At 42.6% G+C, this 13,036-nt stretch carries 11 protein-coding genes; 4 read left to right on the plus strand and 7 right to left on the minus strand.

Going from position 1 to position 13,036, the window contains the following annotated elements:
• Window positions 1-60 precede the first annotated feature (60 nt).
• Together BIZ38_RS14255 and BIZ38_RS14260 are read left to right on the plus strand one after the other, a co-directional pair.
• Window positions 61-2,523 carry a glycoside hydrolase family 3 protein gene (locus BIZ38_RS14255; protein WP_410445979.1) on the plus strand — a complete coding sequence of 821 codons (2,463 nt, stop codon included), beginning with the start codon at window positions 61-63 and terminating at the stop codon, window positions 2,521-2,523.
• Window positions 2,514-2,756 (plus strand): hypothetical protein, encoded by a 243-nt coding sequence (locus BIZ38_RS14260; protein ID WP_187490577.1) that lies wholly within the window; start codon window positions 2,514-2,516, stop codon window positions 2,754-2,756. Before BIZ38_RS14255 ends, BIZ38_RS14260 begins: the two co-directional genes overlap by 10 nt.
• Window positions 2,757-2,876: 120 nt before the next feature.
• On the opposite strand, the gene BIZ38_RS14265 is transcribed toward BIZ38_RS14260, so the two are convergent.
• The 4 genes from BIZ38_RS14265 to BIZ38_RS14280 all read right to left on the minus strand — a co-directional run bounded on the left by BIZ38_RS14265 (window position 2,877) and on the right by BIZ38_RS14280 (window position 9,212).
• Window positions 2,877-3,887, minus strand: a complete 1,011-nt coding sequence (locus BIZ38_RS14265; protein ID WP_171041487.1) for a cupin-like domain-containing protein — start codon at window positions 3,885-3,887, stop codon at window positions 2,877-2,879.
• On the minus strand, window positions 3,887-4,612 hold the full coding sequence (locus BIZ38_RS14270) for a SapC family protein (protein WP_138616057.1): 726 nt from the start codon (window positions 4,610-4,612) through the stop codon (window positions 3,887-3,889). The genes BIZ38_RS14265 and BIZ38_RS14270 overlap by 1 nt, the downstream gene beginning before the upstream one ends.
• A 20-nt stretch (window positions 4,613-4,632) precedes the next feature.
• Window positions 4,633-6,174, minus strand: coding sequence for a tryptophan halogenase family protein (locus tag BIZ38_RS14275; RefSeq protein WP_138616059.1), 1,542 nt, complete (start codon window positions 6,172-6,174; stop codon window positions 4,633-4,635).
• A gap of 89 nt (window positions 6,175-6,263) precedes the next feature.
• Complete coding sequence (locus BIZ38_RS14280; protein ID WP_054552599.1) at window positions 6,264-9,212, minus strand: TonB-dependent receptor; 2,949 nt, start codon at window positions 9,210-9,212, stop codon at window positions 6,264-6,266.
• 300 nt (window positions 9,213-9,512) lie between these two features.
• Here BIZ38_RS14280 and BIZ38_RS14285 point away from each other — a divergent pair, with 300 nt between their 5' ends.
• Complete coding sequence (locus tag BIZ38_RS14285; RefSeq protein ID WP_187490578.1) at window positions 9,513-10,124, plus strand: fumarylacetoacetate hydrolase family protein; 612 nt, start codon at window positions 9,513-9,515, stop codon at window positions 10,122-10,124.
• On the opposite strand, the gene BIZ38_RS14290 is transcribed toward BIZ38_RS14285, so the two are convergent.
• The 3 genes from BIZ38_RS14290 to BIZ38_RS14300 all read right to left on the minus strand — a co-directional run bounded on the left by BIZ38_RS14290 (window position 10,075) and on the right by BIZ38_RS14300 (window position 12,632).
• Window positions 10,075-10,956: an ABC transporter substrate-binding protein gene (locus BIZ38_RS14290; RefSeq protein WP_138600380.1), complete on the minus strand. Its 882-nt coding sequence runs from the start codon at window positions 10,954-10,956 to the stop codon at window positions 10,075-10,077. The two genes, BIZ38_RS14285 and BIZ38_RS14290, sit on opposite strands and share 50 nt — an antisense overlap.
• Window positions 10,957-11,138: 182 nt before the next feature.
• On the minus strand, window positions 11,139-12,191 hold the full coding sequence (locus BIZ38_RS14295) for an aldo/keto reductase (RefSeq protein WP_187490579.1): 1,053 nt from the start codon (window positions 12,189-12,191) through the stop codon (window positions 11,139-11,141).
• Between the two features lie 12 nt (window positions 12,192-12,203).
• Window positions 12,204-12,632, minus strand: a complete 429-nt coding sequence (locus tag BIZ38_RS14300) for an acyl-CoA thioesterase (protein WP_054552595.1) — start codon at window positions 12,630-12,632, stop codon at window positions 12,204-12,206.
• A gap of 153 nt (window positions 12,633-12,785) precedes the next feature.
• Here BIZ38_RS14300 and BIZ38_RS14305 point away from each other — a divergent pair, with 153 nt between their 5' ends.
• Window positions 12,786-12,992, plus strand: a complete 207-nt coding sequence (locus BIZ38_RS14305) for a hypothetical protein (RefSeq protein WP_138616066.1) — start codon at window positions 12,786-12,788, stop codon at window positions 12,990-12,992.
• Window positions 12,993-13,036 lie beyond the last annotated feature (44 nt).

Consider the following 13,036-nt stretch of genomic DNA (forward strand, 5'->3'; position numbering starts at 1 on the left):
CAAAAAATGAAATTGAAAAAAACATTCACTCTCTGTTCGTTAATGATGGCAAGCGTCAGCATGCTAGGTTGTACTGGACAAGATAAGGTGACCAACGTGAGCACTGAGCAAGAAATTTGGCCAAATATCGAAACGGGCATTGCAGCAAATCCAGAAATGGAAGCACAAATTGCGAAAATGCTGGCAAATATGACCCTTGAGCAAAAAATTGCGCAAATGATCCAGCCAGAAATTCGCGATATAACCGTTGAAGATATGCGTAAATACGGCTTTGGTTCTTACCTCAATGGCGGTGGCGCATTCCCTAATAATGATAAACATGCCAGCGCTGCAGATTGGATTGATCTTGCTGAAAAAATGTATCAAGCCTCAATTGATGACTCGCTCGATGGCAGCTCAATTCCGACTATGTGGGGTACCGATGCCGTGCATGGTCACAATAACGTAATTGGTGCGACATTATTTCCACATAACATTGGTTTAGGTGCAACAAACAACCCTGAGTTAATCGAAAAAATTGCCGCCGCTACCGCGCAAGAAGTGATGGTAACTGGTATCGACTGGGTATTTGCACCAACTGTGGCTGTTGTTCGTGACGACCGTTGGGGCCGAACTTATGAAGGCTATTCTGAAGACCCTGAAATTGTAAAAGCGTATTCAGCAGCCATTGTTAAGGGGTTGCAAGGTGCGGTTGATGACGACTTTTTATCTGATAAACGTGTGATCAGTACGGTTAAACACTTTTTAGGTGATGGCGGCACAGAAGGCGGTGATGACCAAGGTAATAACACGGCGTCTGAGCAAGAGTTATTTGATATTCATGCGCAAGGTTATGTAGGCGGCTTAGGTGCGGGGGCGCAAACCGTAATGGCGTCATTCAACAGCTGGAATGGTGAGAAAATTCATGGCAGTAAATACCTACTTACCGACGTGCTAAAAGATAAAATGGGTTTTGATGGTTTTGTTGTTGGTGACTGGAACGGCCACGGTCAAATTCCGGGTTGTACTAATGGCAACTGTGCGCAGGCTGCAAATGCGGGTCTTGATGTGTACATGGTACCGACAGATGCATGGAAACCACTTTACGAAAACCTTATTAAGCAAGTTAAAAGTGGCGAAATTGCACAAAGCCGTATCGATGATGCAGTAACACGTATCTTACGTGTAAAAATGCGCGCAGGTTTGTTTGATAAGCCAAGCCCTGCCAAGCGTCCGCTTTCAGGTAAAACAGAGATCATTGGTAGTGCAGAACATCGCGCAGTTGCAAAACAAGCAGTCCGTGAATCACTAGTACTACTGAAAAATAAACAACAGTTGTTACCGCTATCAGCAAATGCAAATGTATTAGTTGCCGGCCAGGGCGCAGATAACATTGGTATGCAGTCAGGTGGCTGGACAATCACATGGCAGGGTACAGGTAACGAAAATAGTGACTTCCCGGGTGGCTCTTCAATTTTTGATGGGATCAAAAATACAGTTGAGCAAGCAGGAGGTCAGGTTCAATACAATGTGAATGGCGAATTTGAATCTAAGCCAGATGTCGCGATTGTGGTGTTTGGTGAACAGCCGTATGCAGAAGGTAATGGTGATTTAGATAACCTTGAATACCAACGTGGTAATAAAACTGATTTAGCCCTGCTTAAAAAGCTAAAAAATGCCGGTATTCCTGTGGTGTCGCTATTTATTAGTGGCCGCCCAATGTGGGTGAATGCAGAGCTGAATGCTAGTGATGCGTTTGTCGCAACTTGGTTACCAGGCAGTGAAGGTGATGCAATCAGCGATGTTATCTTTAAAAAGCAAGATGGTTCTATCAATCATGACTTTAAAGGTAAGTTATCGTTCTCGTGGCCAAATAACCCGGTAGGTAACCAAAACCGTGGTGATAAAGATTACGCGCCACTATTACCTTATGGCTTTGGTTTAACTTACCAAGATAAAAATACATTAGCAGATGACCTTAGCGAAAAATCACAAGTTGCCGCTAAATTAGAAGACTTAGTATTATTTGAACGTGCCGTAAAAGCACCGTGGTCACTGCAACTACAAAGTGGTTCTGAGCAACAAGCCATGACCAGTAGCCGTGCAGCCCTTAACGCTGTTAGCGTAAAAACCTTTGATAAAGACGTACAAGAAGATGCGCGCGCAATCAGCTTTAATGGTAAAGAAGCGGCTGCGGTTCGTTTAATGGCTGCGTTCCCATCGGATTTACGTTCATACGTTGAAAAAGCGGGTCAACTGCAAATGCAGATTAAGGTAGACCAAGCTGCTGATGCGCCGCTAATGCTAGGTATGCAATGTGGTGAAAACTGTGACGGCCAATTTGATATTAGCAAACAGCTTAAAGCAGTAAATGATTGGCAAACACTAACGGTAGATTTGAGCTGCTTTGCAGAGCAAGGTGTGCAGCTTGGGCAAGTATTCTCGCCTTGGCAATTAGCCACTGAAGGTGCATGGCAAGTATCAATTGCTAAACTATCAGTAACGAGCGCGCACAGCGAGGACGCAACAGTCTCATGTCAGTAAAATCGTATGCTGTTATTTTGCTAACAGGTGCGCTTAGTGCCTGTCAGCAAACCCCAGCGCGTGTCAAAGCCAGCCTAGGAGAAGGCTGGCAGTTAGTTTGGCAAGATGACAAAGTGTTGATTTTGCCGGTTATCCTAAGCAAATGCTGGTGGATTACGTACGTGTTTTTCAATGTAGTAAAAATAGTGAAACAGGTATCGGCTGTGCAACAACACAGCCATCAGCAGCACTAATAAAGGGTAAGAACAATCCGCAATAGTACTTATTTAAGCGGATTGCTATAAGTGAATTATGAACCAAGAGCCTGCAGATGCTTCGCCGAACTCGTTGCATTCGCTGGCTTTTGGTTCATTCTATCGGTTGAGTTTTTGTAGTAATAGCTGCCTTATTCTTCTGGCCGTTAGTTCGTCGATATCCGCTAATATCCCTTGCGCAGGCTCAGCAACGTGGCTTGCTAAATCCACATCATCAGCAAACACATAATGATTAAAGAGTTTCTGCCATTTTTGTTTATGCTCGCTTGGCAAGTCTTTAATTGCCAGCATACTGTGCAGCATGGCATCAAATGGGTTTGCTAAATACTCTGGGGCTTGTCGCCACCAATAGTTCACCAACACATTAAACGGACTGGTTGCGCTAACCTGATGCCACCAAAGCGCTGGAATATAAATAGCGTCGCCAGGGCCAAGAGTTGCCGATTGCGTCTTTGCTATAGCCTCTTTAAAACGTGGAAAACGGTTGAAATCGGGGTTATTAAAATCAACCAAGCTAACCGCTTGCCCAGCGGGTGTAAATTCGAGTGGACCAACGTAAAGATTATTGACCTGATCAGTTGGCAACAGAGTAAAGGTACGCTTACCCGCAGCAACACAAGCTAGGTTATCGGCGTTGTCATAGTGAGCGGCAATCTGACTATGATTTCCCACCCAGAGGCTGGTTAAGCAGTTATAATCGGTCACTGTTAATGGGTTTTTAACACTAAAGCCCGGAGCGCAATACTCCACAGCAGTAGAGCCCATATACAGTGAATCACTGTCGGTTTGTGTGATTGAACGTGCTAATTTTTGCAGCACAGAAACTAGGTTATCGGCGTGCTGTGAGAAATTAAGCCCTGAGAAATCAGCGTTATAAAAATAGCGTCCCTGATGAATTGCTTGGCTGCTAAAACTGCGTACTGGGGCGTTATTGGCAAGCCCTAAAAGGTAGTCTAAGGCGTTTTTAGAACTTTGTTTAGCTGCCATGACTTGGGGCCAATCAACGCAGAGATCTCTTATGACCAGTGGTTCAGTTTGCTCAGCTAAAAACACTTTTAGATCAGCAATGCTTGAAGCCTGGCATTCTTTTATTGGCGCAGCCGCAAACATTACTGCTGAGCCCATTTTTTATTAAGCAAATGAGGAATGTGCTCCATTGATGCCAGCACCATATAAATAGCCTGTAGGTCACCTTGCTGTTGTAACTGCTTAAGCTGTTCAGCGGTTAAGCCGTTTAGCACCTGTTGGTTAATAGTATAAAAGCCGCTTACTGTGACTTTTTCGCCATTTTTATCTGCATATTCAATACTGAAAGCTTCGAGTAAATTAACGCTAAGCAAACGCTCAAAAAACAGATTAATTGTTTGGTGTTCTTGATGTAACGCGTTAAGTACTTGAGCAATATGATTTAAGTATTCGCTATTTCCACCATGTTCAAGGAAAATGGCTTCGCCATCATGTGTGCTTATGCGTGGGCTGTCTAAATCAATATGTACCACCAGAGATTGCTCAGGAATACCGTTGTTATACTGGGTTTGTTGGCCAATTAAAAATGGCTGGCGCTGCATACTTAGCGGTAAGTAACTCAGTTGTAATTCGCCTTGCTCGTTTAGCAGCAAGTTCTCACCATTTTCAAAACCAAATAAAGCGAGGGCTTCGAATTGACCTGTTTGTGGGTGCTTACGAAATACGATAGGTTGATTTGCTTGAACTTTAGCAAACTCACTTGGAAATACGGTAGCGCAGCTAATATTGTCGCCCCAGTTAGCACCGCGTGTGGTGATCACTTTTAGGTCTTTATGGCTGATGTTATCAAGTAAGACATGATTGGCCATTGGGCCTCCTAATACTGAGATTAAATAGGTTGTATACCAAATTGCTGAATATGATTTAACAGCTCGCGGTTAGTGGGTAGTTGTTGTAATCCGCGTTTGGCTTGTTGTTGGTTAGCACTAAAATGCTCAATAATTGCCGCAGGCATTGCAAGTACAGGAAACTGTGGCAATTGCTTCATTCCATAAAGTACATACTGGTAACTGGCTGCAGAGAAGACCTCTTGAGCACGGTCAAAGTCGTTTAACCACGGACTTTGATATCGCCAAAGTGCTAAGTTTTCTTGAAGTTGCAGAGGAATTGAGTTTGCCTCTTTATGAGCTTGCCAATAAGGGCTTGTGCGCTTTGACAACACATAATGCAGCTTTAAAAACTCAATGATACGTTTCCAGCGATAATGGCACTGCTCATCAAAACGTTTTGCCAGTGTCGGCATTGCAGCACGATGTGTTGGGAAATTAGCAAGTAAGTTATTAAGGCCAAGCTCCACCATGACTAACGCTGAGGCTTCAAGTGGTTCAATAAAGCCTGCAGACATACCAATAGCTAAACAGTTTTTATACCAAAAACGGCGTCTATAGCCGGGCGTAAAACTAATTTCACGAAATATCAGTTCATTTTGTGCTGTGCCAGGCTGGGTTTTTGCAATGTACTGGCTAAGCGCTTGTTTCGCATCTTCGCTATTGGCAAAACGACTTGAGTACACCATACCTAGACCACGGCGGCTTTGTAAGCCGATATCCCAAATCCAACCGGCATCTTGCGCAGTGGCTTTGGTATAAGAAAGGACCTCTTGCTGCGGGTTTAAATAGGGCACCTGTACGGCAACGGCTCGATCGTTAAATAACACATCGTGTTGCTCAATTAGTTCTATCCCGTAATGTTGATGTAACAGCTTTGCGTGGGTGCCAGAGCAATCAATAAATAAATCACCCGCAATAGTGCCATGATCGCGGGTTTGCAATGAACTAATATAGCCATCTTCATCACTATTGATGCATTCAACATGACTGACGATATGCTCAACGTTTAGCTTGGTCGTGCAGTGCTGTTGTAGCAGCATGGCAAACTTACCGGCATCTAAATGATAGCCATAGTTTGCTTCACCTTGATAGGCGCTATGCAAGTGGTTTTTCGGTGCTTTATGGTGATCGCATAAGTAGGTTTGGCTTGCCACTGCGTGGCTGAAACTCACGGCATCTTTGTTGGCAAACCAGTAAGGTGCAATATTTAATTGCTGATATGCTACCGGTAAGCTGAACGGGTGGTAATAATGTGCGTCGCCTTCATCGTCGCACCAGCCATCAAAGCGTGAACCTTGTTTAAAAGATGCATCACAGCGTTGAATAAATTCACTTTCGCTAATGCCGATGGTTTTTAAGGTTTGTCGCATGGTTGGCCAAGTGCCTTCACCAACACCAATGGTGGCAATATCGGGCGACTCAATCAGGGTGATCTGTGCGTTGTGAGTTAAATGGGGCTGGGCAGCAATTAAACCTGCGGATAACCAACCTGCAGAACCACCACCTAAAATGACGACTTTTTTTACTTCATTCTTTTGCATGTTTAAGGCCATCTCAAATGCTATGTAGACAAACTAGCATAAATACGAAAAAAAAAGCCGCTGTTGAGCGGCTTTTTGACAACAAAATGCTAGAACGAGTAGCGGAAGCCGATGTTGTAGCGCGCACCGTATTGGTTTGCACGTAACAGCTGCTCAGAGTAACGAACGTAAGTACGTTGCGTTTCATCTGTCAGGTTAAGGCCTTCAACAAACACAGTTAGGTTCTCGTTAACTGAATAGTTCACGTTGATATCCCACTGGCCATAAGACTCAGTAAAGATAGGTGAAGCATGTTGGTCAAAGCCTGTTAAGAACTCATCACGCCAGTTATAAGAAATACGAGCCGATAAACCATTTAAATCATAAATCGCAGAGAAGTTAGCTGAATCACTTAAACCCGGTAGGGCAAATTGATAGCCGATAGCATCTCGGTCTGCTTCAACATCACCAAATACGAAAGTCGCGTTAGCGGCAATACCAAAGCCAGAATCACCAAACATATGTTGCGCTGCTAGTTCCCAGCCCCATAGATTTGCTGTTTCAACGTTGTTATCACGCGATACGAAGAAGTTTGCTAGAGGATCTGTATCGTTACCAACGATAGGTGTGCCTTCTTCTGTGCCTTGGTTTTCGTTGATCTTATCGTGAATTGCTTGATCAGATGGTTGCTCACCCGCTGCCGCTAAATCGTCACGCGCTTGCTCAGCACGATCACCGATGAATGGGTCTGTAATACCGTCAATCGTCTCTTCGGTTGTGATATTTACAAGGAAGTTATCAACTTGCTTACGATAGTAACCTGCAGACATATAGCTGCCTTCACCGTAGTAGTATTCAAGTGATAGGTCGATATTATCTGAAGTATAAGGTTTTAAGTTCGGGTTACCCACAGCCACTTTACGTTGACCCACTTTCGGGTTACCTAAGAATGACGTTGTTGAGCGAAGCGCGCCTACAGGAGGACGAGCAAGGCTGCGGCTGTAAGAGAAACGTGCAATAACGTCTTCAACTACTTCGATATTCATATCGATGCTAGGTAGAAACTCTTTGCTACTACCTTCACCGTTTGAGAATGAGCGTTCATCAGCGTAAATGTAAGACCATTCGTTACCGTTAACCCATTCCATTGCAACAGCAGGGCGCTCTAAGCTGTTTGCTGTAACATCTGTTGATTCGTAACGTAAACCCGCAGTGATGTTCACTGGCATACCGTTAAATTCTGTTTCGAAGTTAGCTTGTGCGTATACCGCCGTTGTTTCTTCGCTTACACGGTGGTCGTCATCGATTGGACCCGCTTGCACCATGCCGTTTACATCAGCAGGCCAGCTACATGCGCCAATACCGCCATCAGGATGATCACAGTCAATGCTTTCGGCAATCGCGACAATCTCATCAAAATCAGCATCGTAGTAGTAATTTAATAACTTATCGCTACCACCACCAGAGAAGCCATCAAGTAAACCTGAGCTGTCGACACGAGTGAACATGCTGTCATCGTACCAATCGGCAGAGTTCAACCACCAACCAGCAGCAAGCTGACCTGAGTAGGCTGTTGTCGTACGGAAATCGATTTTAGTGTGTGATACACCAAAGTTAATGCTCGATAGAGCACCGCTGTCTTCGTTATACCACGTACCTTTTAACTGGTATTGGTCAAGATCGTTAGTGTTGGTATCTTTGTTTACACCGGCGAAAAGGGTTCCCATATCGCTCGGTAAAATTTCTGCTTGGCCATTGGTTAAGGTCATATCAATAAGCGGAATTTCGCCTTGGCTAAAGTCAGCCATTTTTTCGTCGATATTAACCGTTGGGTTTTCACACCATGAACATGATGTGTTACCAATGATCATAAACGCATCGTGGCCAATACCTACACCGGCACTTTCAGCCGATGAGTTATGCGCATCAAACTCAATGTTTAAATTGTCTGTTACTTGCCAATCAATGTTTAAACCAAGCGATTTATTTTCGTTGGTTGTTGCACCACGGTTTAAGTTTGTAGAGTAGTCACCACCAATCTCAGTTACCTGTGTGTAAGTACCTTTTTCATTGATAGTTGCTGCGCTGACGTTACCACCATTATTGAACCATACACCAAAGCTACGGCCATCTTTTTCAAACTCGAGTTTTGAGTAAGTGTAATCAACGGTTGCAGTAATGCGGTCATTCGGTGCGTATTGCAGCACAAGTTGACCATTGGTACGTTTGCGTGAATTGTCTGAAAACGCGTAACCTGCATTTTGCGGATACCAGGTTGCGCCATCTGCGCGCTGGTTGTTATCTGTCAGTGCTAAATCAGGAGACGATGAAATATCAACATTTGGGATCCAGTTATCAACTGCCATTGATTGTTCGCGGTTATCACGTTCTTGAACTGAGCCTGAAATTAAAATCCCGAATTTGTCATCGTTGAATGTGTTGCTGTAGATACCTGAAAGCTCAGGCGTTACATCATCACCTGTTTCGTTTGATGTGTCGTGAACTGCTTTTGCACCAATCGAAGCGTGCAAACCAGGATTAGAAAGTGGTTTAGCTGTAGTGATATTAACTGTTGCACCAATCCCCCCGCTAGGGATATCAGAACGTGCTGTTTTATATACTTCAACACCGCTCACACTTTCTGTTGCGATGTCACCAAAATCAAATGAACGACCGCCAGTTGTTGGCATTTGGCGATTGTTAAGGGTTACTAAGTTAAATTCAGGGCCAAAACCACGAACCGTAATTTTGCTACCTTCACCATTACTACGGTCAATAGACACACCGGTAATACGTTGCAAAGATTCAGCTAGGTTGGTATCAGGGAATTTACCAATGTCTTCAGAGGTAATTGCATCAACAACCCCCGCAGATTGACGCTTGATATCCATTGATTTTACTAGGCTTCCGCGAATACCTGATACTTGTATTACTTCAATATCACTTGCTTTGTCGGGCTGTTCTTCGGCGACTGCTGAGTGAGGAACTAGCGCGCTTAAACCCATTGCCATAGACAGGCTAATAGCAAGCTGCTTTTTCTTGAAAAGTGTGTGGTTCATGCAAATCTCCAGATTTGGTTTTATTTTATGTTGTTGTCTATTTTTGTAAGCGCTTACATTTCTTTCCAAAAAAAATCGCCGAACCCGATTTTTAAAATGTAACCGCTTACATTAAGTTATTAGAAAGTAAAACAATCGTCAACATAAATAACGCTTATAGTGAAAGGTAATATCTATGTTTATGTTATTATGAGAATTATTCCACCAATGAATTTACTTATTTTAGGTACTAAATTGGCATATTAATGCTAAAAATAAAAAATTGAGTCTTTTACATTTGTTAAAACGAGAGGTATTTGCGTGCAATCAGTGAAATGGAATAAAGAAGTATTCACCCCAAGCAAAATTATTTGCGTAGGTCGTAATTATGCTGCGCATATTGCAGAGCTTAACAATGAAACACCAACAAATATGGTGCTGTTTGCAAAACCAAATAGCGCCATCACTGATTCTCTTAATAGCGAACACTTAGGTGAGGCTCTACATTACGAAACTGAGCTTTGCTTTTTAGTTAAAGATAAACAGCTGGCAGCGGTTGCGCTTGGGCTTGATTTAACCAAACGAGGCTTACAAAGCACACTTAAAGAAAAAGGCCTGCCTTGGGAGCGCGCAAAAGCATTTAATGGTTCAGCGCTTTTTACTGAATTTGTTGCGGTTAATGCCAGTTGTCATTATCAATTTAGTCTAAAGATTGATGGAATAAACACTCAACTAGGCGATACAAGGTTAATGCTGCATAACGCAGAGCAAATCTTAGCTGAAATTAGTGATTTTATGGACCTAGAAGATGGCGACATCATTATGACTGGCACGCCTGAAGGGGTAGGGAAGGTTGTCGCAAATTCGAGCTTTGCTGTAACACTTATGGATGATCAACAGGAGCTGTTATCTCATCAGTGGCAGGCTCTTTAAGCGGGTCTAAAATAGAGCGCTGATAATAAGTTGAAAACTCAGGAAAGCTTTGTTCAAGCCAAATTCGTTGGCTTTGCTGGTATTTTTCACTCGGCAGTACTTTGTTTTTCAGCGCCTCATTGATTTCTGCAAGTACTTTTTCGGCATAATTATTAGGCGCATTTGTTGAGCAACCAATGGCACCAAAAACCACATTTTGAGTTGGATTAGCAATGCTGAGCTTTTGAATATTCTGTTGGTTTTGTTGATTGTAATAATCAGCAACAAATGGGTAATCAATTGTGTAATCAATGTAGCCATGCTCTAACTGCGATAGTAGCGCTTGGTTTGCATGGCTGCCGGTGCCACTTAATGCAGCACTCTCATAAAGCTTAGTATTTTTAGCTATTGCATCCAGTTTACTGCCAAATTTTCGCGCATCATTTTGGCCATAAATAAAATTGGCATCAGTCAATAATGAAATTAATGACACTGGATTACCGTGTTTTTGCTTAATCTTTAGCGCTCTTTCTTCAGTACTTAACACGCTAAAGGATGGATAAACTGCAGTTGGAATAGAGTAAGTGGCACGGTTAGTTTTTTTATCTCGATGGATCATGCACGCGTAACACGCTAAGTGGCCATCATCGAGATATTTGCTTAATCGCTTAGGTGGCAATAGTGACTTTTGATGCTTAAAATTTGGCATTGCTTCAATCAGTAAGTCGGTTATGTTGTTGCACAAGCCACCTAAAGGATATTGCTCAGATTTATCAACAAAGAAAGGTTTGTTATCTGTTTCGAGCCAAGTTATAGAAAGCCGCTCTGAAGCATAGGTTATAGGAACAAGCACTATCACCATTATCATGCATAATATATGTTTTACGTATTTACTCATTAACAACCAAAAAAGTTAAATGCTGTGAATTACCATACACTAAAGTATTGGTGAAGTTGTAGGAGAAAGGTAAAAATGATGAATAAGTATTAATAAGCCTATCATTTAATAGACTTATTAATATTGCAGGGAGATGCTCAAAAAGGCATTGGATAACGGTTAAATACGTCAGCGATTTTATCGTTAGCTTCATCGCTTAATTGCACAGAAAAAGCATCGATATTTTCTTTTAACTGCGCCATTGATGTTGCACCTATAATCGTTGAGCTTACGCCATCCACTTGATCACACCAAGCCAATGCAAGTTGTGAAGGTGTTAAATTAAAGGCGTTAGCAATTTCAACATATTCAGCAATTGCAGCGCGTGATTGTGCTGTGTCTCTAAATAGGCCATTACGTTGCACTAGCGTCCAACGACTACCTTCAGGGCGAGCACCATTTAAGTACTTACCACTTAGCATGCCGCCACCTAGCGGTGACCAAGGTAGGTAAGCAATATCTTCATGAATACATTGTTCAATCAAATACGGCCAATCTTTGGCGTGCAGGAGACTAAATTCGTTTTGAATAGAAACCATACGCGGAAGGTTATGCTGCTCACTTAAACGCAAGTACTGGCTAATGCCCCAAGGTGTATCGTCTGATAAACCACAGTGCTTAATTTTGCCAGCCTTGATACAGTCATTTAGACCTTCAAGAATATCTAACATACCCGCGATATTTTGTTCAGTGTCAGCTTCTGAGAAACATACTTTACCTGGCCACTGTTTACCAAAGTGCGGTGATGTACGGTTAGGCCAATGTAATTGGTATAAATCGATAACCTCAGTTTGCAAGCGTTTAAGAGATGCATCAACGGCTTCAACCACTGCTTGGCGAGTAATATCGCCTGCATCGCGTACCCAAGGTAAGCCGTTACCCGCAATTTTAGTGGCAATAACAAGATCATCGCGTTTGTCTTTATTACGCGCTAACCAATTACCGATGATCTCTTCTGTCTTACCGTAGGTGTCTGGAGAAGGTGGTACGGCATACATTTCGGCGGTATCAATAAAGTTAACGCCTTTATCTAATGCATAGGCGATTTGTTCATCGGCATCGGCTTGGTTGTTTTGCATACCCCATGTCATGCTACCTAAGCAGACACGAGATACATCAATACCACTTCGACCAAGTGGGCTATAAAGCATAATAGATCCTTGTTAATCGCTAGAATGGGCTTTAAGTGCAGTTAATAACTCATCATTTAACTGAGCTTTTTTACCCGTTTTAAAATTAAACATAACCACTTGTGATGAGCCAATGGTTGTTACTGCGTCTTGGCTTTCACTAAATACAGTGTAATGCATCATAAAGCGATCGTGTTCAATGTCACTAATCTTAACACCAACATGCACCGTATCAGGAAATGTTACTGGGCGTTTATAGCGAGCATTGTTCTCGCTGATCACCGGACCCACACCTGTTACTTGTAAATCTTTAAGAAAGCCTAGTTGAGTGAAAAAATCGATACGAGCTGTTTCGAAGTAGCGAAAGTACACCACATTATTAACGTGTTGTAGGGCATCCATTTCACCCCATGCGACATTTATTTTGGTTCTGATAGGGTGTTGTTCTATAAACGATTGCATAGTAAATCTTCATTGATTGTGAGAAAACTTAGGTTAGCAATATGATGCTTTTAGCTCAAGGAAATTAGAAATCTCAGTAAATCGTGCTAGATTTATAAGTTCACGCTTACGTAAAGTGTGAGTAAAATGAACACACATTAAAGGACCTTAATTATGCAGCAACTAACCTTGAGGGTGATAAAGTGGATTGCACTTTTCATCTTACTTGCTCTAGCTTTGCTCTGTTATAGCATGGGCACAATGTCAGGATTTATCGCTTTAATTGTCGTGGGCTTGTTATTCGAAGCCGCCTTTTGGTTATTTGGCGCACGGCTTTTCAGTCGCAAAAAACCAAACCAACAAACAAGCCAAACCTCTTAGCTTGCACTCTCAGGAAGTTTAAATATAATAACTGTATATATAAA

The sequence above is a fragment of the Pseudoalteromonas sp. BZK2 genome (assembly GCF_014349195.1).
Classification (GTDB): domain Bacteria; phylum Pseudomonadota; class Gammaproteobacteria; order Enterobacterales; family Alteromonadaceae; genus Pseudoalteromonas; species Pseudoalteromonas simplex.

Bases quoted from the DNA above. Each gene is read 5' to 3' on its own strand.
- BIZ38_RS14265 (WP_171041487.1), bottom strand. From the start codon at position 3,887: ATGTTTGCGGCTGCGCCAATAAAAGAATGCCAGGCTTCAAGCATTGCT.
- BIZ38_RS14280 (WP_054552599.1), bottom strand. From the start codon at position 9,212: ATGAACCACACACTTTTCAAGAAAAAGCAGCTTGCTATTAGCCTGTCT.
- BIZ38_RS14295 (WP_187490579.1), bottom strand. From the start codon at position 12,191: ATGCTTTATAGCCCACTTGGTCGAAGTGGTATTGATGTATCTCGTGTC.
- BIZ38_RS14255 (WP_410445979.1), top strand. From the start codon at position 61: ATGCTAGGTTGTACTGGACAAGATAAGGTGACCAACGTGAGCACTGAG.
- BIZ38_RS14275 (WP_138616059.1), bottom strand. From the start codon at position 6,174: ATGCAAAAGAATGAAGTAAAAAAAGTCGTCATTTTAGGTGGTGGTTCT.
- BIZ38_RS14260 (WP_187490577.1), top strand. From the start codon at position 2,514: ATGTCAGTAAAATCGTATGCTGTTATTTTGCTAACAGGTGCGCTTAGT.
- BIZ38_RS14270 (WP_138616057.1), bottom strand. From the start codon at position 4,612: ATGGCCAATCATGTCTTACTTGATAACATCAGCCATAAAGACCTAAAA.
- BIZ38_RS14300 (WP_054552595.1), bottom strand. From the start codon at position 12,632: ATGCAATCGTTTATAGAACAACACCCTATCAGAACCAAAATAAATGTC.
- BIZ38_RS14305 (WP_138616066.1), top strand. From the start codon at position 12,786: ATGCAGCAACTAACCTTGAGGGTGATAAAGTGGATTGCACTTTTCATC.